The organism is Nocardia sp. NPDC004604 (assembly GCF_040609795.1).
GTDB lineage: Bacteria > Actinomycetota > Actinomycetes > Mycobacteriales > Mycobacteriaceae > Nocardia.
This window is the reverse complement of record NZ_JBEXLC010000005.1, coordinates 21,014-42,991: the sequence shown is the minus strand read 5'-3', so window position 1 is coordinate 42,991 and position 21,978 is coordinate 21,014. Positions and strand designations below refer to the sequence as shown.

22 protein-coding genes are annotated in these 21,978 nt (G+C 64.4%); 11 read left to right on the top strand and 11 right to left on the bottom strand.

The features are described from left to right. Positions 1-226: 226 nt before the first annotated feature. Together ABZW16_RS04145 and ABZW16_RS04140 are read right to left on the bottom strand one after the other, a co-directional pair. Entirely contained in the window at positions 227-1,948 is a 1,722-nt protein-coding gene (locus tag ABZW16_RS04145; protein ID WP_354951980.1) for a response regulator transcription factor, read from the bottom strand. A gap of 3 nt (positions 1,949-1,951) precedes the next feature. Next, the gene (locus tag ABZW16_RS04140) at positions 1,952-3,073 is read right to left on the bottom strand and encodes an AAA family ATPase (RefSeq protein WP_354951978.1); all 1,122 of its coding nucleotides are present in this window, start codon (positions 3,071-3,073) and stop codon (positions 1,952-1,954) included. A gap of 110 nt (positions 3,074-3,183) precedes the next feature. Between ABZW16_RS04140 and ABZW16_RS04135 the strand changes: the two genes are divergently transcribed. After that, positions 3,184-4,341, top strand: a complete 1,158-nt coding sequence (locus ABZW16_RS04135) for an epoxide hydrolase family protein (RefSeq protein WP_354951976.1) — start codon at positions 3,184-3,186, stop codon at positions 4,339-4,341. Between the two features lie 294 nt (positions 4,342-4,635). Here ABZW16_RS04135 and ABZW16_RS04130 read toward each other — a convergent pair whose 3' ends face one another. From ABZW16_RS04130 to ABZW16_RS04120, 3 genes are all read right to left on the bottom strand, one after another. Next, positions 4,636-5,055 carry a hypothetical protein gene (locus tag ABZW16_RS04130; protein ID WP_354951974.1) on the bottom strand — a complete coding sequence of 140 codons (420 nt, stop codon included), beginning with the start codon at positions 5,053-5,055 and terminating at the stop codon, positions 4,636-4,638. Positions 5,056-5,261: 206 nt separating this feature from the next. Further along, positions 5,262-5,441, bottom strand: a complete 180-nt coding sequence (locus ABZW16_RS04125) for a hypothetical protein (protein WP_354951972.1) — start codon at positions 5,439-5,441, stop codon at positions 5,262-5,264. Between the two features lie 35 nt (positions 5,442-5,476). After that, complete coding sequence (locus ABZW16_RS04120) at positions 5,477-5,728, bottom strand: hypothetical protein (protein WP_354951970.1); 252 nt, start codon at positions 5,726-5,728, stop codon at positions 5,477-5,479. A 667-nt stretch (positions 5,729-6,395) separates the two neighbouring features. Between ABZW16_RS04120 and ABZW16_RS04115 the strand changes: the two genes are divergently transcribed. From ABZW16_RS04115 to ABZW16_RS04105, 3 genes are read left to right on the top strand one after another with little or no spacing between them, the layout of a single operon-like run. Beyond that, positions 6,396-6,719 (top strand): type VII secretion target, encoded by a 324-nt coding sequence (locus ABZW16_RS04115; RefSeq protein WP_354951968.1) that lies wholly within the window; start codon positions 6,396-6,398, stop codon positions 6,717-6,719. Between the two features lie 5 nt (positions 6,720-6,724). After that, positions 6,725-9,091 carry a hypothetical protein gene (locus ABZW16_RS04110; protein ID WP_354951966.1) on the top strand — a complete coding sequence of 789 codons (2,367 nt, stop codon included), beginning with the start codon at positions 6,725-6,727 and terminating at the stop codon, positions 9,089-9,091. Between the two features lie 26 nt (positions 9,092-9,117). Then, positions 9,118-10,134, top strand: coding sequence for a YncE family protein (locus ABZW16_RS04105; protein ID WP_354951964.1), 1,017 nt, complete (start codon positions 9,118-9,120; stop codon positions 10,132-10,134). 84 nt (positions 10,135-10,218) lie between these two features. Here ABZW16_RS04105 and ABZW16_RS04100 read toward each other — a convergent pair whose 3' ends face one another. The 3 genes from ABZW16_RS04100 to ABZW16_RS04090 form a co-directional block, all read right to left on the bottom strand. Beyond that, entirely contained in the window at positions 10,219-10,437 is a 219-nt protein-coding gene (locus ABZW16_RS04100) for a hypothetical protein (RefSeq protein ID WP_354951962.1), read from the bottom strand. Further along, entirely contained in the window at positions 10,434-10,916 is a 483-nt protein-coding gene (locus tag ABZW16_RS04095) for a hypothetical protein (RefSeq protein ID WP_354951960.1), read from the bottom strand. The genes ABZW16_RS04100 and ABZW16_RS04095 overlap by 4 nt, the downstream gene beginning before the upstream one ends. Before the next feature lie 477 nt (positions 10,917-11,393). Beyond that, entirely contained in the window at positions 11,394-11,555 is a 162-nt protein-coding gene (locus ABZW16_RS04090) for a hypothetical protein (RefSeq protein ID WP_354951958.1), read from the bottom strand. Positions 11,556-11,785: 230 nt separating this feature from the next. Between ABZW16_RS04090 and ABZW16_RS04085 the strand changes: the two genes are divergently transcribed. The 4 genes from ABZW16_RS04085 (at position 11,786) to ABZW16_RS04070 (ending at position 14,380) form a co-directional block, all read left to right on the top strand. Then, positions 11,786-12,673, top strand: coding sequence for a helix-turn-helix transcriptional regulator (locus ABZW16_RS04085; RefSeq protein WP_354951956.1), 888 nt, complete (start codon positions 11,786-11,788; stop codon positions 12,671-12,673). After that, on the top strand, positions 12,670-12,876 hold the full coding sequence (locus tag ABZW16_RS04080; RefSeq protein WP_354951954.1) for a DUF397 domain-containing protein: 207 nt from the start codon (positions 12,670-12,672) through the stop codon (positions 12,874-12,876). The genes ABZW16_RS04085 and ABZW16_RS04080 overlap by 4 nt, the downstream gene beginning before the upstream one ends. Before the next feature lie 351 nt (positions 12,877-13,227). Beyond that, entirely contained in the window at positions 13,228-13,443 is a 216-nt protein-coding gene (locus ABZW16_RS04075; protein ID WP_354951952.1) for a hypothetical protein, read from the top strand. Between the two features lie 4 nt (positions 13,444-13,447). Further along, positions 13,448-14,380 (top strand): MerR family transcriptional regulator, encoded by a 933-nt coding sequence (locus tag ABZW16_RS04070; RefSeq protein ID WP_354951950.1) that lies wholly within the window; start codon positions 13,448-13,450, stop codon positions 14,378-14,380. Between the two features lie 39 nt (positions 14,381-14,419). Here the strand turns inward: ABZW16_RS04070 and cysC are convergent, their stop codons facing one another. From cysC to ABZW16_RS04055, 3 genes are read right to left on the bottom strand one after another with little or no spacing between them, the layout of a single operon-like run. Then, positions 14,420-16,258 (bottom strand): adenylyl-sulfate kinase, encoded by a 1,839-nt coding sequence (gene cysC / locus ABZW16_RS04065; protein WP_354951948.1) that lies wholly within the window; start codon positions 16,256-16,258, stop codon positions 14,420-14,422. Then, positions 16,258-17,190, bottom strand: coding sequence for a sulfate adenylyltransferase subunit CysD (gene cysD, locus ABZW16_RS04060; RefSeq protein ID WP_354951946.1), 933 nt, complete (start codon positions 17,188-17,190; stop codon positions 16,258-16,260). Before cysD ends, cysC begins: the two co-directional genes overlap by 1 nt. Before the next feature lie 31 nt (positions 17,191-17,221). Further along, complete coding sequence (locus tag ABZW16_RS04055) at positions 17,222-18,109, bottom strand: helix-turn-helix domain-containing protein (RefSeq protein WP_354951944.1); 888 nt, start codon at positions 18,107-18,109, stop codon at positions 17,222-17,224. A gap of 123 nt (positions 18,110-18,232) precedes the next feature. Between ABZW16_RS04055 and ABZW16_RS04050 the strand changes: the two genes are divergently transcribed. Genes ABZW16_RS04050 through ABZW16_RS04040 form a run of 3 tightly spaced genes read left to right on the top strand, consistent with a single transcriptional unit; the run spans position 18,233 to position 21,346 of the window. Beyond that, entirely contained in the window at positions 18,233-19,396 is a 1,164-nt protein-coding gene (locus ABZW16_RS04050; protein ID WP_354951942.1) for a hypothetical protein, read from the top strand. Beyond that, positions 19,396-20,172 carry an SDR family oxidoreductase gene (locus ABZW16_RS04045; protein ID WP_354951940.1) on the top strand — a complete coding sequence of 259 codons (777 nt, stop codon included), beginning with the start codon at positions 19,396-19,398 and terminating at the stop codon, positions 20,170-20,172. The genes ABZW16_RS04050 and ABZW16_RS04045 overlap by 1 nt, the downstream gene beginning before the upstream one ends. A 10-nt stretch (positions 20,173-20,182) precedes the next feature. Next, positions 20,183-21,346, top strand: a complete 1,164-nt coding sequence (locus tag ABZW16_RS04040; protein ID WP_354951938.1) for a sulfotransferase — start codon at positions 20,183-20,185, stop codon at positions 21,344-21,346. The last annotated feature ends 632 nt before the right edge of the window (positions 21,347-21,978 follow it).

Below are 21,978 nucleotides of genomic sequence, written 5' to 3'. Positions count from 1 at the left end.
CGTGCGTACACCGCCGGCTCGGCCACCACGAACGGCATACCCGTCCACGGAGGCGACAAGCCCGCCGTGACCAGCGCGAGTGGGATCGACGCCTGGGGCTGGATCAGCGGGCGCTGGCCTGGTAAGAAGGCGCTGATCGAGGACGCCGTCTTCGGATCAGGGGGCCGGGCATATCGAATGGCGCGCCACCGCACGACCCGCTCAGGGCGTCGATATCGAGCCGGGCTCAGTCGGGCTCGATGAGGCCGTGTTTGCGGGCGACTGCGGCGGCCTCCGTTCGCGTCGCGGCACTGAGCTTGGTGAGGATTCGCGAGACGTGTACGCCCGCGGTATTGCCGCTGATGAAGAGTTCGGCCGCGATCTGCCGATTGCTCAAACCCTGTGCGACCAAGCGCAATACGTCGGTCTCACGTGGTGTCAGGCCGAATGTTCGCGGCGCGGCCGCCGCCGGTTCCGGGCGACTCACCTCGAGTGCGACCCTGGCGCGCTCGGCCAGTTGCCCGGCCGCCTCGGTCAATGGCGTCGCGCCCAATTCCGCTGCCAGTTCGGCGGCTTCGCGCAGGGGTTCTCGGGCGGCGGTGCGATTGCCCACCGCCAGTTCGGCTTCGGCGCAACCGAGGAGGCTGCGGGCCAGGTCGTAGCGCTGGCCGATGGTGCGCCACGCGGATACCGCTTCGGCCCAGGCGGCGGGATCGCTGTTCCGGGTGGCGGTGAAGACGGCACGGTGGGCGGTGTCGACCACGGTGGTGACCGGCAATTGGTCGGCGATCGACGCGAGATCCGTTGGTGCGTTCTCGATCCGGGCCGCGGTCGCGAGCAGCGGCCACACCTCGTGGTGATGGGTGGCCAGGTCATCAGCCGCCAGCGCCTCGGCAACAACCTCACCCGCACGAAGGGCTTCTCCGTCGGCGATCGCGATATCGGTTCGCAGAGTGTGCAATTGGAGCTGGTACTGGCGTGCCCACCGTCCGTCGCTCAGTAGCGCCGCGGCGGTGTCGGCACTGCTCGTCGCCGCCGCTGACGAGCCCTGTGCCAGGACGATCCTGGCGTGGCAGAGCAGTAGCGCGGCCTTGCTCAGCGGTGGCAGGTGCCCGGTGAGCGATTCATCGATGAGACCGAGCGTCTCCGGCCAGCGGCCGAGAGCGGTGAGCGCCTGGGCCCATTTCACCAGCAGGATGGGCCCGGCCTCGGCGAAACGGAAGGTTTCGTGAGCCGCTCGTAATCCCTGTTGGATCGCTTCGATAGCCGCATGGTGCTGGCCCGCCGTGACGAGTGCCGCCGACTCCCACAGCACGACGGTCAACAGCGTCTGCGGATCGGCTGCTGCGGCATGGGCCTTTTCGAAATACGTAATGGCGGAACCGGTCCGGGCGGCCGCCGCCAACCCCTGATAGGCGTAGCCGCGCGCCGCCAGCGCTGGCGTCCCGGTCTGTTCGGCCACCTCGACCGCGGCCCGGGCGGCCCGAGCGGCCCCGGCGGCATCACCGCTGAAGACACGGGATGCGGCGAGTTCGGCGAGTGCCTCACCACGCAGCACGGTCGGCGGCTGCTCGGGCAGCAATTCGAGTGCCCGGTCGAGATCGCCGACGGATCCGCCGCCGCTCTGATTCTTCAGCACCGCGCGGTAGTAGAAGAGCCGGGCGGCGCGCTCCGGTGCGGTCGTCGCATCCAGCAGTTCCACCGCCTCGTCGGCCGCCGCGACACCGTGCTCGACGATGCCACCGAGATGACAGGCCTCGACGACGCATTCCAGTACGTCGAGGCGATCGGCCCCGACCAGCATCGCGGCATCGGGCACTCGATCCCACAGTGTCAGCACCCGGTCCAAATGCGGCAGGCGTTCGCCATGTGCCGCTTCGGATTCCGCGGCTGCGGCGGCCGCCCAGGATGCGGTGACCGCGCGCGGTAGATCGCCCGCGGCGTACGCGTGATAGGCCAACTCGCCCATCCGTCAGTCGTCGGCGCGCAGCGTATCGTCGGCGATCAGTGCATGAGAAAGTCTGGTGTGCAATCGCTTTCGTTCGATCGGCAGCAGGTCATCGTAGACGGCATCGCGAATCAGGCTGTGCGGGAACTCGTAGCCGGTATCGGTGGCGAGCAGCAGCCGCTGCTCGGTCAGCTGGCGCAGCGCGAGGTCCAGCGCATCGTCGGTCAGGTCCGTGGCGGACTCCAGTAGTCCGCCGCGCACCGGCGACCCCGCGACGGCGGCGAGCCGCAAGAGCGCCTTGGCATCGTCGGGCAGACCGGATTGATAGTCGAGCAACAGTTCGGACAGGTCCGCGGGAACGTCCTCCGGTGCGCGATCGGGATCCGCTCGCAGCGCACGGCCGAGCGCCTCAACGAACAGCGGAATTCCCTTGCTGCGCTGGAAGACTCGGGTGCCAATGCCCGGATCTGGTTCGCGGCCGAGCAGTGCGGCGAGCTGGCGACCGACCTCGTGTTTGGTCAGCGGCTCCGGATTCAGTACGCGCACACCGGGATTGCGCCGCAGTCCGGCGACGAGCCGACGCAGCGGCTCGGCATCGCTGGGCCGATAGGTGCCGATCAGCAGTAGATCGCGCTGGGCGAGATCGGCGACCAGGAAGGCCAGCAGTTCCTGGCTCGAATCGTCGGCCCAGTGCAGGTCCTCTAGGACGAGCACCACCGGACGCGCGAGTGCCAGCTGCTCCAGCACGGTCAGGATCTCGCCGAACAGTCGGATCCGATCCGACTCGGGCTCCGCCGATCCGGCCCGCATTGCCAGTTCCGGCAGCCAGCGCGATAGCGCGGGGCGGGTGACCGGAAGTAGCGCGGTCAGCTCCTCGATGCCGATCCGGCGTAGCAGAGCGCGCATGATCGAGACGAACGGCGCGAACGGCACTCCATTGTCTCCCGACTCCGGGCACTGGCCGACCAGTGCGACCACATCCGCGCCGAGCCGCGACGTGAACTCGCTGACCAGCCGCGATTTACCGAGGCCGGGCTCACCGGCGATCAGCACCGTATGCACCCACTCGTCCCGATACGCCTGCTGGAGCGCGGCGACCTCTGCTGCTCGCCCGACAAAGGCACCGCGGTCGGGAAGGCTCAACACCACGCGATCATGCCTCGATCGTGGGCCCGGTGCCAATAAAGAGCGTGCGGCCCGAAGATAACGAATTCTCGTGATTTGCCAGCACTCCCGTTACCAGCAGAGTCAATGCCATGACGAACAACGACATCCGCCCCTTCCGCATCGAAATCCCACCGGCCGCGATCGACGATCTGCGCGAGCGCCTGGCCCGCACCCGCTGGATCGACGACCTGCCCGGCACCGGCTGGGAGCGCGGCGTACCCACGGCATATCTGAAGGAGCTTGCCGGTTACTGGGCCGAGAAATTCGATTGGCGCTCGGTCGAGGCGGAGCTCGATGAGTACCCGCAGTTCATCACCACTATCGATGGGCAGGATGTGCACTTCCTGCATGTGCGCTCCGCCGAAGCCGACGCCACCCCGCTGCTGTTGCTGCACGGCTGGCCCAGCTCGGTGCTCGACTTCCTGGACATGATCGGCCCGCTGACCGATCCGAAGGCGCACGGCCAAGCCGACGTGCCCGCCTTCCACCTGGTCATTCCGTCGCTGCCGGGCCACGGCTTCTCCGGTCCCATTACCGAGGCGGGCTGGCACGACGGCCGGGTCGCGGCGGCGCTGGCGGAGCTGATGGCTCGCCTCGGCTACGACCGGTACGGGGTGCAGGGTGGTGACCACGGTGCATTTCTCGCGCCACGGCTGGCCCGGCTCGATGGCGAGCATGTGCTCGGCGTGCATGTCAATGCGCTGGTCACCTTCCCGACCGGCGATCCGGCCGATATGGCCGCGCTCACCGACGCCGAGCGGCAGCGAATGGCGCGCATGCAGAACTTCCAGGACGACGGCTCGGCCTATATGCAACTCAACGGCTCGCGCCCGAACACCATCGCGCAACTGGTGGCCGATTCCCCGGTCGGGCAGCTCGGCTGGATCATCGAGAAGTACAAGGAGTGGATCGACCAGTCGCACGAACTGCCGGAACAAGGCATCGACAAGGACCGGATCCTGGCGAATGTGAGCATCTACTGGTTCACCGACACCGCCCGCAGCGTGGCCAACTTCTACTACGAGCGCTTCCACGATGCCGCGATGTTCGCACCCGCCCCGAAAGGCACCGTGCCTACCGGGGTGGCGGTCTTCAAGGACGGTGACTACGCGATCCGCCGCTTCGCCGAGAAGGCGCACAACATCACGCACTGGTCGGAGTTCTACTCCGGCGGCCACTTCCCGGCCCTCGAGGTGCCCGACCTGTTGGTCGGCGATATCCGCGAGTTCTTCCGCACCATCGGCTGATCGCGTCGCGCCCGTACTTCGCGCTGGGACTTGCGTCTCCACCAAGGGGAGACAGGAGAGTAGGAAGCAGTAGGCACGAGAGCGGCCCGGCGCCCTTCGAGGTGCCGGGCCGCTCTCGTGCTACCAGGTTCGGGGGCACGATGGAACAGAGCCGGACGGGTGAATCAGCAGCGCTGAGATGGCCGCGCTCGGTTCGACATTCGAGTTCGGCCGCGCCCATTTCGTGCCCACAACCGCCCGGAAATCCGACGTCATCGCGGATCAATCACAGTCATGTGTTTCCGCCCGGTGGTTTCAACCGGCCGAGCCAGTGCGGACCTTGGGGGCGTTGGGGTCGTATATCACAGCCTCGGAATAGCCGATACGTGTTGGTTCGGTCGGCAATTGACTAGTTCTCGAGGGAAAATCGTCGCCCAGGGACGAATGTTCAGTTGTCACATACGGTGGGCACTTCACCCCTTCGACTTCCACCGATTCGTGGGGTCGAACCACCACATTGAAGGGGGTTTCGGTTTCTGATGCGGTGCCGATGATGCGGCAGTGCTGCCAGGCTTCGATGAGATAGGTGTCGTCGGTGTCGTTACGGCAACTCGTGCCCGAACAAGACACCCCCTCGGGAAAGGGCCGCGCACTGGCCTGCGGGGCCAGTCCGACGACGGTGGCTGTGAACACAGCGCCCGCGATACCCGAGACAGCCAGCAACCGGTTGAACAAATTGATCGTTGTCCTTTCGACTTTCCTGCATGTATGTGACATGCGCGATTACCGACCACTGCCGCACCCGGCGGACCCGGCGTCGATGGCGGCCAGGACGGTTGCCCGTCCATCGCAGTATGCATTCGCCTCGATGGTGGGAACATCCGCCGGTAAGCGCGCGTCGGGGCAGGTGTCCAACGGTCCGAACCACTCTGTGTGTTCGATCAGGGTTCCAGATACAACCGTTCATTGGGGAGACGCGGGTAGCCGCTGGCGTCGCCGAGGTCCATGGTCACTGCATCGGCGTGGTGCCGCGACTGATGCTCTTGCATATAAGTCAGCGCCGCGGTGAGGCAGGCGGCGAAGTCGAAGCGTGCTCCGTGCAGGAACACGCTCAGATGCACATCCGGCTCTCCTGGGTTCGGAGATACGTTCGCGCTCACGGGTTCTCGCGATCGCCAAGGCTGGCTGACAGGGCATCTATCGCGTCGTCGTTGCTTCGGTCGTTCTCGTAGTCGGCGCACCAGCCGTCCTCGTCCACCTCGGTAATCCCGTCGGCGGTGTGGCAGAGCGTGACGCTATCGACAGGTGCGAGATTCAATTTCTCCGGCGTGTGTTCGTGAAAAGCCTTCAGCAACGCCGCCACCGACGGCGCGATCTCGGTCCTACGTTGCCGTTCAACCTCATTCATGGCGCACAACTCCGAAACCGCTGGGCGCGAAGTCGGCGCGGTCGTCGAGGACCCGCACACCGTCCACGGACCACTCGAGCATGAGCGTCCCTGCGTCGCACCGGCCGGCAGTGCTCTGAGCAGGCGCGGATCGTGTCAACCACCACAAGTCCGGACGGTCGGAAGGTGCATCGGGGTGGTTCGATCCAGCGCCGGAACTGCTCACCTTGGTCGACTGGTGACGGTAACGCGACAGTGCCACCGGTTCGCACCACCGATACGTTCAGACGGAACATCTCGGCGAACAGGAGTACGTCATCGGGGATGTCGGGCCTGACCAAGTATGTCCAGCGGTTCGAGCGTGGATGCGACAGGATTGGACCAATGTCCGAACCCTGGTGCTGCATATGTATTTTCACGGCCTGGCCGAGGTGAGCAGGAAGCATCAGTGCCCAAACGTGTTCGGCCTTCATGATGATGCAGCCCAAGTGCGGGAGACAGGAGGTTCCGCGCCGGACGGGTGGCCTGACGACGCCGTTCGCTACGCAGCTGGCGAGCATCGCGGCCTGCTCGGCCGCCGTTGAGGCGGCCGGATGCCCTGCCCGAGATGGCCAGTCGCGCAACGCTTTACCGCCCATTCGGCGCGTGATACCGTGCGGAACTGCCAGTGCGAATCACGGGGGTAGTCATGGGTTTGAAGGTGTCGCCGGAGGAACTTCGGCAGGCCGCCGGTGAATTGACCAAGCTGGGTGACGACATCATCGATACGAACAAACTCCCACATCTCGGGGCCAGTCGCGGAGTTGGCGCATTGCCAGGTTCTCCCATCGCCGCGGCCCTGGCGAATGCGGATCCGGCCAGCGCCTCCGCCAAGTCCGTTTTGCAGGGTCGGCTCGAGGAGATGGCGAATCTGCTGACCACTTCGGCGAACACCTACCACGACAGCGACACAGATGCCGCAGCTCGACTGGCAGCGCTCGGTGATCTCAACTCCGGCAGCATTCAGAAGTAGGCACGATGGAACGCCCAACCCGCGACCAGGTGATGTCCTGGGACGCTAGCCCGCTAGCAGATATCGCCGCAGACGCCGACAAGATAATGCAGGGCATCGATGCGGTCGCTGACGGCATGCGCCGAACGGTCTCCGGCATGCATTGGTCCGGTGAGGCCGGTACGGCCGCCAATAACCGCGCCGATCGCGAATACCAGCAGATCCGGACGATTGCCTCGGCTTATGAGGAGCTGGGCACCGCCTGCAGAACAGCGCACAGTCAGATACATCAGGCGATCGGCGATATCAAGTCGACGGTCCACGCGACCGAGGTCGAGCCGGTCACTGTCGCCAATGACTGGTCGGTTCTCAACATGGCAGACAAGAACGAGGCCGAGAACATTACCGCGCGCCTGACCGGACTCGCCGACACCGTCGGTTCGGCCATGGATGCCGCCGGGAAGGCAATCGCGGCGGCTGTCGACATCCTTGCGTCACTCGCTCCTGTCTCCGCGGGCTTGAGCGGCACTCGGGCCGATCAGGATCTGACCGATTTCCGCAATGGCACAGCGACTCCGGAAGAGCTCGCAAGAATTCAAGCAGCCACTCGCTTGACTCCGGAGCAAAAGGAGGCACTGGCCGCCGGCAGGCCGGTCGAGCTGTCTCAGGGCCAGTTCGATTATCTGAGCCATCTCATGCGGTCCGAGGACGGCATGACGATCGATGATATCGCGAATATCGGATCCCATCTCCCGTCCGACCAACAGCAGCAGTTGCAGCGCGGGATCGCCGACAGCATGCAGCTGATATCCAATCCGCAGGTGCACACAGCAAGCGTGGATGGCAGCGGGAACTGGCCCGACAGGGGCGGTATGCAGCAATTGCCATCCAACGTCCGAACGGTGCTGACAGAAAACCCTCTCTGGACCAGCGGACCCAATACGACCAACCCCGACGGGGCAATGTATCCCGGTCCGAACGTTGGATATGGAAGTCAGCTCGACAAACTGGTCGACATAGCCGATCGAGGCGACAAGAGCCTGGCCAAGGGCTCCGATCTCGACCGAGGCCTGATCAAGCAGGCATCAGAGATCGCGACACTGAACAAGGACGGAAACCACGACTTCGCCGGACTTTCCGATGATGGCACCAAATCCAGTGCGCTCGCAGACAAGATGCTCCGCTTCGTGAGTTACGATCATCAGGCCGTGCATGATTTCATTACCGGAGAGAACATGAACTCGACCTGCACTCCGGGCGGCAGCTATAATGCCGAGAGCCATGTCCTCGATATCCTCCAAAACGAGTGGGGCAAAGACCAGCACGGCGCGGAGGATATTTTCGATTGGATCGGCAAAGAGGCCGGGTCACACGATCAGGCCGAGCAAAAATTAGCCGGAGAGTCGGCCGAGCATCTTGCCAACATAATCTCCCACAACGAGGCCACCCTGGCCCAAGACATGCCGGGCCGCTCGGACCACGCAGCATTCGGCCAGATCAACCCCGGCCTCGACATTGCCATCAGTGAGGCGCTCAGGGATTACATTCCCAACTTCGCGGGCGTCAATGAGTCAGGTCTGCTCGTCAACCACTACGCCCATAATCTCGATACGGCGGGCGATCACCACGACGGCGTCGGAAGCGACGGCAGCAGGGTCGACCATCACCCCGGCGACCTTTCGAACTTGTTCAAGGTGATCGACTCCAACCCCAATGCGGCGGCCGTGTTCAACAGCCGCGCCGCCGAGGTTGCCGGCCAACTCGACTTCCAGGCGGGCACGGGCAACAATCCGCACGCGGCATACCAGGAGGCCCAACTCACCGGCGCTATGCAAACCGGCCTGAACGACGAATTATCATCACTCACCAAGATCGACCACCAAAACACTCTCGACCAGCAGACAGCGGACTACAACGCCAAGCTCGAGATTGCCGATGTCGTTACCGGAGCATTGAATCCAACCGGTCCAGGAATCTCGACTACGGCATGGGTGCTCGATCCGGTCATCAAAGCAGGGGTCTCCGGCCCTGACGTCTACTCGATAAACGAGAAACCCACTCATTGGAGTGATGATCTCGAACCGGTTCGGAAAATCGCTGACGCAAACAGTCTCTACCAGCAAACCGACATTGTGTCCGGATATAATTCCACTCATCCGGGAATATTCGAACAATTCAATCGCCACCCGGGCTCTTCCGGTCAGGCTTATCAATTTTTCGACGAACAAGGTAGTCCCGATGCTTCTGTAATTGAGGCCAACAGGGCGGCTTTCGACAACGCGTACGCGGATATCATTCCGGAGAGTTTGATCAGCAAATACAACGACGCACACGGACATGGATGGGTGGACGACAAGGTCCCGCCCATCGACCCGCATAAGGGGCAACGATGAGCAGAGGACCCGCCGCGCGAGCCCGCGTGCAGACCGCGTGCAGGATCATCGCCGCTGCCCTTGTCGCGGGATATCTGGCGGGTGGCTGCGCGAACGATAAACCCGAACCGGCGGGTCCCATCGTCCCAACGGGACCGGTTGTCATCGGCGACTACACGATCTCCACTCTCCATCTTGGTTGGAGGTTGTTGGCCGTGGCCGTGGACTCCGACACTCACACCGCGGTTGTGACGGATCGAGAGCAAGACGGCAAAGACACAGTGTTTCTTGTCGATACCTCGACGCGGTCGATCACAGCCACCATTCCCGGCCACAAGACAGACAGGATCGCCATCGATGCGGTAAACCACATCGCGTACGTCAACTCCTATGAAGGGCTGTTGCTCGTAGACACCAACTCTCGTGCGACTGTGGGCAGCATCGAAGTCCCCGGCAATACGCTCGACGTTGCGGTCGACCCAGACACACACACCGCGTTCGTTGCTATCAACGTCGTCGGATTGGGCGTGGTCGACCTCGCGGCTCGCAAATTTCGATGGGCTGTCGGACCAGGCCCCGGCTCGGCATCGAACGACACAGCAGTAGCCGCCGACCCGGTCAGCCACAGCGTTTATATGACTACGGGCGTAGACCTGTGGATCTTCGGCGCTCCGAAGCCGACCAAACCGGACGGGCAGGTATTTATCGACCTAGGCCCGGCTCCGGTCGCTGTCGACCCCACCACCCACCTCATCTACGCTGCGGGCGAGAAGGACGGCGTCGGCAGACTCGCGGTGGTGGACCCCGCGACGCGCGCGGTGACGGCCACCGTCCCCATGGGCCGGAAACCCTCCAGCATTGCAGTCGATCCAACTGACCACACTGTCTATGTGACCGACTACAACGACGGCACCCTCTCGGTGGTGGATGCCACCACGAACACTGTGAAAGCCACCGTCCCGGTCGGCCGGAAACCATTGGGCGTCGCAGTCGATCCCGCCAATCACACCATCTACGTCACGAGCTACGAGGACGGCACCCTCTCGATCATCACGCGCCGCTGAACATCCAGCACTATCCCTGACGTGAGTCGACGATGGCGGCTTACCGCCATGTGTTCAATAGTCCGCAATGCCGGAAATCGCATCTTATGGGCCAAGGTAGAGGAGCTCGCACGGCAGACGCGGATACCTACTGGTGTCGCCGAGGGCGATCGTGACGGCATCGGCGTAGTGCTGTGCCTGGTGCTCCTTTATGAACACCAACGCCGCTGTGAGACAAGCGGCGTAGTTGAACCGGGCACCGTGCAGGAACACCGACAGGTGTACGTCCGGCTCATTCGGGTGCGGGGAGACGGTGGCGCTCATATCGCATCACCGTTATCTGTTCGGGTCGTGTGCCGAGCGCGCCCGGCCTCGGTGAACCGTTCGCGTGCGGTGTCCATGCGGTCATACTCAGGACCGGCCGAGGGTTCGCCCGCGTTGTTCCATGCGTCCAGCGCATGACGCCACTCGCGCAGTGCCGTGCGGTACTCGCTGTTTGGCGCAAGAGGCTGACTATCCATCGTCCCGAGTGTTGGGGACGGCTCGATTCCGGTCACTATCCCGATGCCGCTGGGCGCGAAGTCGGCGCGGTCGTCGAGGACCCGCACACCGATCCATGGGCAACGTTCGCCCACGGGCACGATGGCCTCGTGGTCACCGATCCGGCCATCGGCCAACGGCACCATCCCCACGCACAACCGCGACGGGCACGCCTCCGACACCAACTCGTCTGTCTCGGTGCTGAACGCGCCGACCCGGCACATCGACAGCTTGATCCATGGGTCGCAGGTGCATTCAGCCATGAGCGGCCCTCCGTTGCATCGGCTGAGCTGAGCAAGCGCGTATTGAGTCGACTACGACGAGACCGGAGGGCCGAAATGTACAGCGGGGCGGTTCCACCCAGCGCCGGAACTCCACGGCTTGATCGCTCGGCGACGGTAGGGCGATGGTGCCACCGGCTCGGACAACGGAAACGTTGAGGCGGAACATCTCCGCGAACAGCCGCACGTCATCGGGGATATCGGGCCGCACGAGGTAGGTCCAGCGACCCGAGCGGGGATGCGACAGGATCGGTCCGAGATACGAATCATTTTGCTGCATACGGACTTTCACAGCCTGGCCGAGTTGGGCGGGTAGCATCAACGCCCAAACGTGGTCGGCCTTCATGACGATTCGCCCCAGGTGGGGCGGATCGATGACAGCGGGCAGATCACACACCCGCCTGTAGAAGTGGCAACGAGATGCGGGGCTATCCCCAAAAGCTATGTGCTCCATAAGTTTTAGACCTCTTGGTCAGGCTGGGTGGGGCGGGGCAGCTCGGCGCAAGCCCACTTGCGCAAGGCGTCCGCGAAGCGTTCGACAACATCGACTGGGAAGTCGACCGGGACAGCGGCAGGCGGGCCGACGAGCGGATTGCGGTGCGGTAGATCTGGGTTCAACATGGTGACCCCCTGAAACGGCAATGGGCTTAAGGTGCGCCCGAGCCCCTGGCGGCTCCTGATGTGAGGGGGAAGGGAGTTCCCGCCGAGCGCATGTCCAGTAGACACCCGGCACGTATCGCGTGGAATATCCACCGCAGCATTTCCATGCTCGATATGCCATACTTCAACCACGGGTGTGCCCATGGTGGTGCTTTCCAAAATTCACAGCGTCCGATAGCGAGGCTAACGAGATGGCGACAGGATCAACGCTTGCGCGGCGCGCGCTGGGGCGGGAACTCAACCGCCTCCGGGAAGCGGCAAAGATGAGCCAATCAGCCGCAGGGCGAGTGATCGGGGTATCACCCCAAACCATCGGACGTATGGAGGACGGCCAGCCCACCAAGGTGTCGGATTTGTATGTCAACGCTCTGTGCGACGCATACCAAGCCACGGACGGCGAGCGAGTAGTGTTGCTCGGCTTGGCCCAGGAGGTTCGCGCGGCACAGAGGTCGGGCGGTGGATGGTGGCGCGCATATGCAGACGAGATACCGGCGGACTTCGACCACTATCTTGCTCTCGAAGAAGCTGCCAAACGATTGACCGCATGGAAGCTGACTGTTGTCCCCGGCATGCTCCAGACCCCGGAATACCGACGCGCGATGATCTGGACCGAAACGCCGAACAAGGACACGGAGGCCGTCGAAAAGCGCATCGAGATAGCGACCAGGCGGCAAGCTCGACTCGAAGAACGGGACTTCGCGGTTGACGTCATTCTGTCGGAAGCCGTTGTCCGCGACCAGATAGGCGGGCGGTCCGTGATGGCGAACCAACTTCGTCATCTGGCGCAGGCTGGCGACCGCCCCAATGTCTCGATACGGGTCGTCCCGTTCAGCGCCCCGAGCCATCTCGGATCGTTCGTCGGATCGTTCGTACTACTCGAATTCCCAGCGCTACCCTCGTCCAAGCTCACCGAGCCACCAGTGGTCTACGTGGAGGAATACGCAGGGGATTTGTACCTCGAACGGGATAGCGAAGTCGGACGATATCGGGATGCAGTGGCCGAGATCAGCCGTGTAGCGTTGGACGAACAGGCGACCAGGAGACTGTTGCTGGAGCTAGTGGAGGAGTACACCGGGTGAACATCGACATGTCCAGCGCGAAGTGGTTCAAGAGCAGCCGGAGCGGACCGAGCAAGGAGTGCGTTGAGGTCGCGCATCTGGACAGCGGCATGGTCGGTGTGCGCGACTCGAAGAACCCGGCTGGTCCGGCGCTGGTCTTCACTCCGGGGGAGTGGGACGCGTTCATCGCAGGGGCAAAGGGTGGGCAGTTCAACCGGCCGTGAGTGCGTCGGTAGCAGACAGCTCCCAGCTTCGAAGCCGGGGGCTGTTTTCGTGTATCAGCGAGTTCTTGCTGGTGCCCGTTGGCAAAGTCTCAACAGGCGGAGATCCATTACGTCGAATGGACTCGAGATGGCGCCTCCAGCCAGCGCCCACGATCGACGTCTAGCGCCCGTCCAGATAGATTGTGCGCTATCCAGTCCAGGTGCTCGCCGAGCGTAGTGATTTGGCGCTCGATTGCGGCGTGTCCGACCACCATTGACTACGTTCGACGGAACCCCGGGCCCAAGGCTCGTTACGGCAGAAGCTATCTGGACGGGGCGGTCGTCTCCCAGAGTGGAGTGCCTGCGGCGAACTTGAACGACGGTGATTACGCGATCCGCCGCTTCGCGGAGAAGGCGTACAACATCAGCCACTGGTCGGAGTTGCATTCCTCCGGCCACCCTGCGCTCGGGGTCCCCGACCTGCTCATCGGCGGTATCCGCGAGTTCTTCCGCACCATCGCTGAGCCCACCGGACACGTAGCGTCGCGCTGGGACTTGCGTCTCCACCAGGGGGAGACAGGAGGGTAGGGGCATGGACGGCGACACGCTTTATCCGATCGGCACCATGGCCGAACGGACCGGCCTCTCGGTCAAGACAATCCGGTTCTATGCCGATACCGGTGTCGTGCCGCCGACCGCCCACAGCCCCGCCGGCTACCGGCTCTACGACGACGACGCCCTCGCCCGCCTGCAACTGGTGCGAACCCTGCGCGAACTCGGCATTGATCTGCCCGCCATCCGACAGGTGCTCGAACGCAAACTGTCGGTGCCCGAGGTGGCCTGCGCACATGCCGAAGCGTTGGAATTCCAGATCGGCGCACTTCGGGTGCGGCGCACGGTGTTGCGAGCAATCGCCGAGCGGGGTCCGACTCGCGAGGAAATGGAACTCATGCACAGGCTCGTCGAACTCTCCGACGCCGAAAAGCGCCGACTCATCTCCGATTTCGTCGAAGACACCTTCGGCGGTACCGATGCCAATCCCGAATTCGTCGATCTCATCCGCTCGGCAATGCCGGAACTGCCCGACGATCCGGAACCTGCTCAGGTGCAGGCATGGGTGGAGCTCGCTGAATTGACCCGAGACCCGGACTTTCGCGCATCGGTACGCCGTATGGCTCGATACCAGGCCACCCAGCGCGCCGAAGGCGATACCACCGGTCTGCACCACGAGTTGACCGAACTCGTGCGCGATCGGGTCGGGCAGGCTCTCACCTCGGGGATAGCGCCGAATTCCGATGCGGCCGAACCCATTGTCGACGAGTTGACGGCCGCATACGCGACAACCTTCGATCGCCCCGATGACTCCGAGCTACGAGGCTGGCTGCTGGCCCGGCTCGAGGTCGCGGGAGACCCGCGCTCCGAACGCTATTGGCAGCTGCTCGCGGTCATCAATGGCTGGCCGGTCCCGCCGACACTCGTGCCGGTGTTCGACTGGCTCGGTGCCGCATTGCGTGCACATCCCTGAGATGCCGGGCCCCGCGGTGGCGGCCCGGCATCCGCTCGGTCAGTCCAGGTCGGCCAGCTTGGCGAGGATGGCCGCGGCCATGGCGGCCGGGTCGCCGTCCTCGGGACGCAGCACGAGTTCGGCACCGGTGGGCGCCTCATAGGGATCATCGATGCCGGTGAAGCCACGGATTTCACCGGCCCGCGCCTTGGCGTACATGCCCTTGGGGTCGCGGGATTCGCAGATCTCGAGGGGGGTGTCCACGAAGACCTCGATGAACGGGATGCCGGCTGCCCCGTGGACGGCGCGGACTTTGTTGCGGTCGGCTGCATAGGGGCTGATGAGGGAAACCACCGCCACCACACCGGCCTCGGCGAACAGTCGCGCCACTTCGCCGACGCGACGGATATTTTCGACGCGGTCCGCGGCGCCGAAGCCGAGGTCGGCATTGAGGCCGTGGCGCAGATTGTCGCCGTCGAGCAGGAAGGCGGGGCGTCCTGCCGCGACCAGACGACGCTCCAATTCGACTGCGACAGAGGACTTTCCGGAGCCGGACAGGCCGGTCAACCAGACCGTCAGTCCGGTGGTCGGGCGCTCGTCGCGGCCGACGGCGGTGCCATGCCAGACGACGCGGGACGAGGGCAGGGTGGGGCCGGTGATCATGCCAGCGGCGACGGTGTTGTTGGTGGTGTCGTCGACGAGGATGAAGCTGCCGGTGGTGCGGTTGCGCCGGTAGGGATCGAAGAGCAGCGGCTGGCGGGTGCGCAGCTGGATGCGCCCGATCTCGTTGAGCGACAAGGAATCCGCATTCTCATCGCGGTGCAGGGTATTGACGTCGAGCCGGTAGTCCAGCGAGCGCACCTCGGCTGTGGCGGTGCGGGTGGTGTGTCGGATCGTGTAGGTCGCGCCCGGGGTGAGTTCGCCGTCCTCGGCGAACCAGCACACCATGGCGTCGAGATCGCGTCCGACGTGCGGCCGGTTCGCCGGGCGGCAGATCAGATCACCGCGGGACACGTCGAGATGATCGGCCAGTTGGATGGTAACCGCCTGCGGCGGAAAGGCTTCCGCGATGGGCGTCCCGCCCGGACCCCAGATCGCCTCGACCGTGGTGGTGAATCCCGAAGGCAGCACCGCGACCTCATCTCCCGGCTTGAATACGCCACCGCATACGGTGCCGGCGTAGCCACGGAAATCCTCGGCGTGCCTGCGGGTTACGTACTGCACGGGGAAGCGCGCATCGATGAGATTGCGGTCCGAGGCGATGTGCACCTCTTCGAGATAGTGCAGCAGCGGTGAGCCCTCGTACCAGGGCATGCTCGCGCCGCGATGCACGATATTGTCCCCGTGCAGTGCCGACATCGGAATGAAGGTCAGGTCGGCGACGTCGAGTTTCGTTGCGAAGCCGACGAATTCCTCCTTGATCTCTTCGAACCGGTCCTGTGACCAGCCGGCCAGATCCATCTTGTTCACGCACAGCACCAGGTGCGGGATGCCGAGCAGACTGGCCAGGAAGGCATGGCGGCGGGTTTGTTCCACGATGCCCTTGCGCGCGTCCACCAGGATCAGCGCGAGATCGGCGGTGGAGGCGCCGGTGACCATATTGCGCGTGTACTGGATGTGGCCGGGGGTGTCGGCGATGATGAACTTGCGCCGGGGCGTGGCGAAGTAGCGATGTGCTACATCGATGGTGATGCCCTGTTCGCGCTCGGCGCGCAGGCCGTCGGTCAGCAGCGCGAGATCCGGATAGTCGTCGCCGCGCGCCCGGCTGGCCCGCTCCACGGCGGCGAGTTGATCGGTGAAGATCGTCTTGGAGTCGAACAGCAGACGACCGATCAGGGTCGATTTACCATCGTCGACACTGCCCGCGGTGGCCAGCCGCAACAGGGTGGTGGTCGTCATCAGAAGTACCCTTCTCGTTTGCGGTCTTCCATGCCAGCCTCAGAAATACGGTCATCGGCGCGGGTCGCACCGCGTTCGGTGACGCGGGTGGCGGCGACCTCAGCGACCACCTCCGCGGGGGTGGTCGCGCTCGACTCGACACATCCGGTGCAGGTCGCATCGCCGACCGTGCGGAAGCGCACCGTGCTCTCATAGGGCTGCTCGCCATCGAGCAATTCGAGGAATCTGGTGTGCGCCAACAGCATTCCGTCGCGCTGGACCACCGCCCTGCGGTGCGCGTAGTACAGCGGCGGCAGCTCGATGCCCTCGGCGGCAATGTAGTGCCAGATATCGAGTTCGGTCCAGTTGGACAGCGGGAACACCCGGATGTGCTCGCCCTTGCGATGCCGACCGTTATAGAGGCTCCACAGTTCCGGTCGCTGATTGCGCGGATCCCACTGCCCGTATTCGTCGCGGAAACTGAAGACGCGCTCCTTGGCGCGCGCCTTCTCCTCGTCCCGGCGCGCGCCGCCGAAGACCGCGTCATATCCGCCCTCGCGGATCGATCGCAGCAAAGTGGCTGTCTGCAAGCGGTTTCGAGAGGCGCGCGGCCCGGTCTCCTCGATCACCCGGCCCGCGTCGATATCCTCCTGCACACTGCCGACCACGAGTCGCAGACCGAATCGTTCCACGGTGTGGTCGCGGTATTCGATGACCTCGTCGAAATTGTGCCCGGTGTCGATGTGCAGTACCGGGAACGGCAGCGGGGCGGGCCAGAAGGCCTTGGCCGCGAGATGCAGCATGACCACCGAATCCTTGCCGCCGGAAAACAGCAGCACCGGCCGTTCGAAGGTGGCGGCGACTTCGCGGAATATATGTGCCGACTCGGCCTCGAGCGCGTCCAGATGAGGCAGCTCGTAGGTGCTCGCCGTCGACTTTGCGTACTGGCTCACGTCACAAAACTAGAACACGTTTCGGTCATGGTCAATGGTCCGTGCCCGGCTTGCGACCGCCCGATCGCGTGGTCACCCGGTCGGCCGCGGCCACGAGTGCCGTTCCACGACGGTCGATTTCGGCGCCGGTGATGGACGCGCCGACGTACATCGTGAGCACCATGTTCTGCCTGCCGTCCCCGCTGTAGGTCGGCGCCGCGAGCAGGCTGACCGGGTGCTCCTTGCGCGGTCGCAGATCGGTGCCGACGTAGACCCGCTCCCCGAGGCTGGTCACCAGCTCGCCGACGAGTTCGCGCACCTCTTTGGGCAGCTCATGGGCGGCGACCCCGGCGAGCAAGGAGTACAGTCGCCGACCGGCCGCGGTCAGGCTCTCGACCAGGTAGCCGCGCTCGCGGCACTCCGCGACGACCTGGCGCAGCCGGGCCTCGTCCTGCTGTAGCGGCACCGTCGGCGGCTTGTTGAGCCAGGCGTCGAAGGCCGCATCGGTATCCCACAGCACGTACATCAGCCCGACCGGCGGTGCGAAATGGTAGGCCGCGCCCACCTTGACCAGGCCGGGCCCCGTGCTCTCCAGCACCATGATCTGCTCGCCGACGACGGCGGAGGCCGTGCAGGTGGTGCGGTAGAGCGCGGTGAGCTGCTCGAGTTCGGCGCGGGCGATGGCGGAGCTGGCGAAGCTGTCCTGCGCGATCCGGCCCGCGGCGATAAGCGCAGGTCCGAGGCCATAGGTGCGGGTGTCTGCAGCGCGCACCAGATAGCCGCCCGCGGTCAGTTCGGTGAGGATGCCGAGGCAGGTCGGCTTGGCCAGATCGAGTTCGCGGGCCAGTTCGGACAGGCCGAAGCGTTTGCCGCGCTGCTCGACGAAGAAATCCAGCACTTGGACCACGCGGGCGGTCGGGGCGGATCTGCGGGCAACCATGGACAACTCCTAGAACACGTTCTAATCTTGCTCATATCGAAATGTACCAGAGCGGTACATATTTGGAACAGTGGTCAACGGTAGCGACCGCCTGTGGGTCGCTCGAAAGGATCGGAAAGCCTCTTGCTGACACAGCCGTTCGCGGAAGCCATCGCCGCCGCCGAGCAGATCATCACCGACGCACCGCATATTCGGACCGAACAGGACCTCGTCGAGGGCTATGACTACCTCGCGGGCAGTATTCGCGCCTCCATCCAGATGGCCTGGGCCTATGAGCGGGACTTTCCGTTCTTCGTCATGTCCACCGGGCCCTATACGAAGATGGGCCTGGACAACCCGGACACTCTCTACTTCCACTCGTACCTGCGTCCCGACGCCGAATATGTGGTGACCGGAACCCGCGGTACCACCCGCGACCTCAGCTTCCAGGTGCTCAACGGCAACTATTCGCCGGTGGACGTCCCCGACAGCGAGACCGCCTTCGATGCCCGCGCCCTCGATATCGCGGCCGACGGCTCGTACGAACTCCGGCTCGGCCCGGGCGCGGCACGGCGCGGCTATGTCCATCTCGCGCCCGACTCCGGCATGCTCGTGGTGCGTGAGGTGTACAGCGACTGGGCCACCGAGCAGGCGGGCACGATTCGCATTCAGCGGGTGGACACGATCGGCCACGCACCGCCGCCGCTGACCAAGGACCTGATGAGCAAGCGCTATGACATCGCGGGGAAGATGCTGGTCTCGCGGCTGAATACCTTCCTGGCGTTTCCGAAGTGGTTCTATCTCAACCTGCCGGTCAATACGATGACCGAGCCGCGCTCCACTCCGGGTGGACTCACCACCCAGTTCTCCTCGGTCGGCCATTACGAACTCGATGACGATCAGGCGATGATCCTCACGGTGCCGAAATCGGATGCGCCGTATCAGGGGTTCCAACTCGGCAGCATGTGGTACCTGTCGCTGGACTACATCAACCACCAGACCAGCCTCACCGCCGACCAGGCGCGCGTGGATCCGGACGGGATGATCCGGCTCGTGATCAGCGAGCGCGACCCCGGACTGACCAACTGGATCGAGCGCACCGGGCATGCGCGCGGATATCTGCAGTTCCGCTGGCAGCAGTTGTCGCGGGATCTCAAACCCGAGGACGGGCCGACGGTTGAAGTGGTCGCGGTTGCCGAATTGCCCGAACGGCTGCCGTATTACCAGGAGGCTCGGGTCACACCCGAGGAATGGCGGGCGCGGATCGCGGCGCGTCAGGTCGCCGTGGCGGAAAGGATGCTTGGCTGATGTTGTTGCAGGACAAGGTTGTTGTGGTCTCCGGGGTCGGTCCGGGTCTGGGCCGGGCCATTGCGGTGCAGAGCGCGCGGGCCGGAGCGGATGTGGTGTTGGCCTCGCGTACCGAATCGCGGCTGACCGAGGTGGCCAAGGAGATCACCGAACTCGGCAGGCGTGCGGTGGTAGTGCCGACCGATATCAACGATGAAGCCGCGGTGACGAATCTGGTCGAGACGGCGCAGAGTGCGTTCGGGCGGGTGGACACGCTGGTGAACAATGCCTTCGCGATTCCGCCGATCATCGATCTGGCCGATGTCGACCTCGATGACGTGCGCGCCGGATTCGAGACCAATGTGCTTGCCGCACTGCGGTTGACGCGACTGTTCGTGCCCGCGCTGACCGAGTCGAAGGGGTCGGTGGTCATGATCAATTCGGCGGTGCTGCGGCATTCGCGGCGCACATTCGGTCCGTACAAAATGGCCAAGGCGAGTCTGCTCGCGCTGGCGCAGAGCCTGGCCACCGAACTCGGGCCGAAGGGAATTCGGGTGAATACCATTGCGCCCGGCTATATCTGGGCCGACAACTTGAAGTGGTACTTCAACTACCTGGCCCAGCAGCGCGGGATCACCGCCGAAGAGGTGTACGCCGAGACCGCCAAGACCATCGATCTGCGCAAGCTGCCCGAACCCGATGAGATCGCCGACGCCGTCGTCTTCTTCGCCTCGCATCTGGCACGCGCGATCACCGGCGCGTGTCTGGATGTCAACGGCGGCGAATACCACCACTAGGAGAATGACTGTGATCGGCAGAGACGACGTCGGGACCATCGACGATCTGCACGCCTCGGCCACCAAGGTCGTCGGGTTGAGCGATTTCGGCGACGACGGTTACCGCGAAGGTCTGCAGGTGCTGCTCGAGTCCTATGCCAAGGACGCCGAGTTGACGCCCTTCGGCAATAAGGTCAATCGGGCATTCCTGCGCGGGGCCCTGATCGCGCGATTGCTCAGTGAGTCGGCGTGGCAACGCTTTCCGGAACACGCCGAGGTGGCGATCGAGCGCCCGATCTTCGTGACCGGACTGCCGCGCTCGGGCACGACGGCGGTGCATCGACTGCTCAATGCGGACCCGGCGCATCAGGGCCTGGAAATGTGGCTGACCGAGATGCCGCAGCCGCGACCGCCGCGCGAGACGTGGGCGACCGATCCGGTATATCAGCGGATCGAGGCCGCCTTCGAAAAGCATCATGTGCAGCATCCGGAATTCATGGGTGTGCACCATATTTCGGCGGATCAGGTGGAGGAGTGCTGGCAGCTGCTGCGGCAGTCGGCGATGTCGGTGTCCTATGAGTGCCTCGGCTATCTGCCCGGGTACTCGGAGTGGCTGCGGGAACAGGATTGGACCGATGCCTATCGCAGGCATCGGCGGAATCTGCAATTGATCGGGCTGCCGGACGCCGGACGGCGGTGGGTTTTGAAGAATCCGAGCCATCTGTTCGCACTGGACGCGATCTTCGAGGTGTATCCGGATGCGCTGGTGATCCAGATGCACCGGGATCCGCGCACGATCATCGCCTCGGTCTGCAGTCTCAATGAGCAGGCCTCGGCGGGGTGGTCGGAGAAGTTCCGCGGTCCGGTCGTCGGTGCGGCCCAGTTGGATCTGTGGGCCAGGGGAGCGGATAAGTTCCTCGCGGATCGCGCGCGGCACAACGCGGCTCAGTTCTGCGATGTGTACTACGACGACTTCATCGCGGATCCGATCGGCACCGTCGCGTCGATCTACCACCACTTCGATCTGTCATTGAGCCCGGAGGCCGAAGCAGCGATGACACAGTTGCATTCGGAAAGCACCTCCGGTGCGGCTCGCCCCGCGCACCGATACACCCTCGAGGATTTCGGCCTCACCTCGGCCCAGGTCGACACCCGCTTCGCCGAGTATCGCAACAAGCACTTCCCGGCCAGCTAGGGACGATCGAGATCGGGTGGAAGCCGTGGCGGCGCCGGTTCCACCTGATCTCGGTCGGTCAGTGGCGCCGGCGGTAGCGGCCGGGGGCGATGCCGTGCCAGCGCATGAAGGCATGGGCGAAACTCGCGGGATGACCGCGCCGATATCGCGTTCGACGAGGAATTCGCGGACATCCACAGGCGCGCTACCTCGCCCGCGCTCGGTCAGGGTGAGATGTACCAAGGCCGAGCTGAGGCCGATATGGCGCAGGCCGATGATGATCGCCTCGCACATCGTCGGACACGACAGCAGCGCGAAGCCGAGGATTTCGGCGGTAGCGCAGGTCGGTCTCCACACCCGAGGCCTGGGTTCATCGCCGAGCGCCGCGAGCAGATTCCTCGGGATGTTGGCGTCATTCATGGACAGGCGCGCTACCTCGCCGCGCTGGGTCAGGGTGATATGTGCGTGGCGACGGTGAGTGCTGCTCGGCGGCGACCTCGGTGTCGGGATCCTCGACGGCGGCCGGGTGAGCCCGGTACCGCGCAGGCAAATGGCGGGGTCGAGACCGTGATCGCGGCCGGTATCCGGCATGATGCGCACACCGTGCGATCGAAGGCCCACGCGGCTGCGACACCGGAGCCAAGGTCGGAACC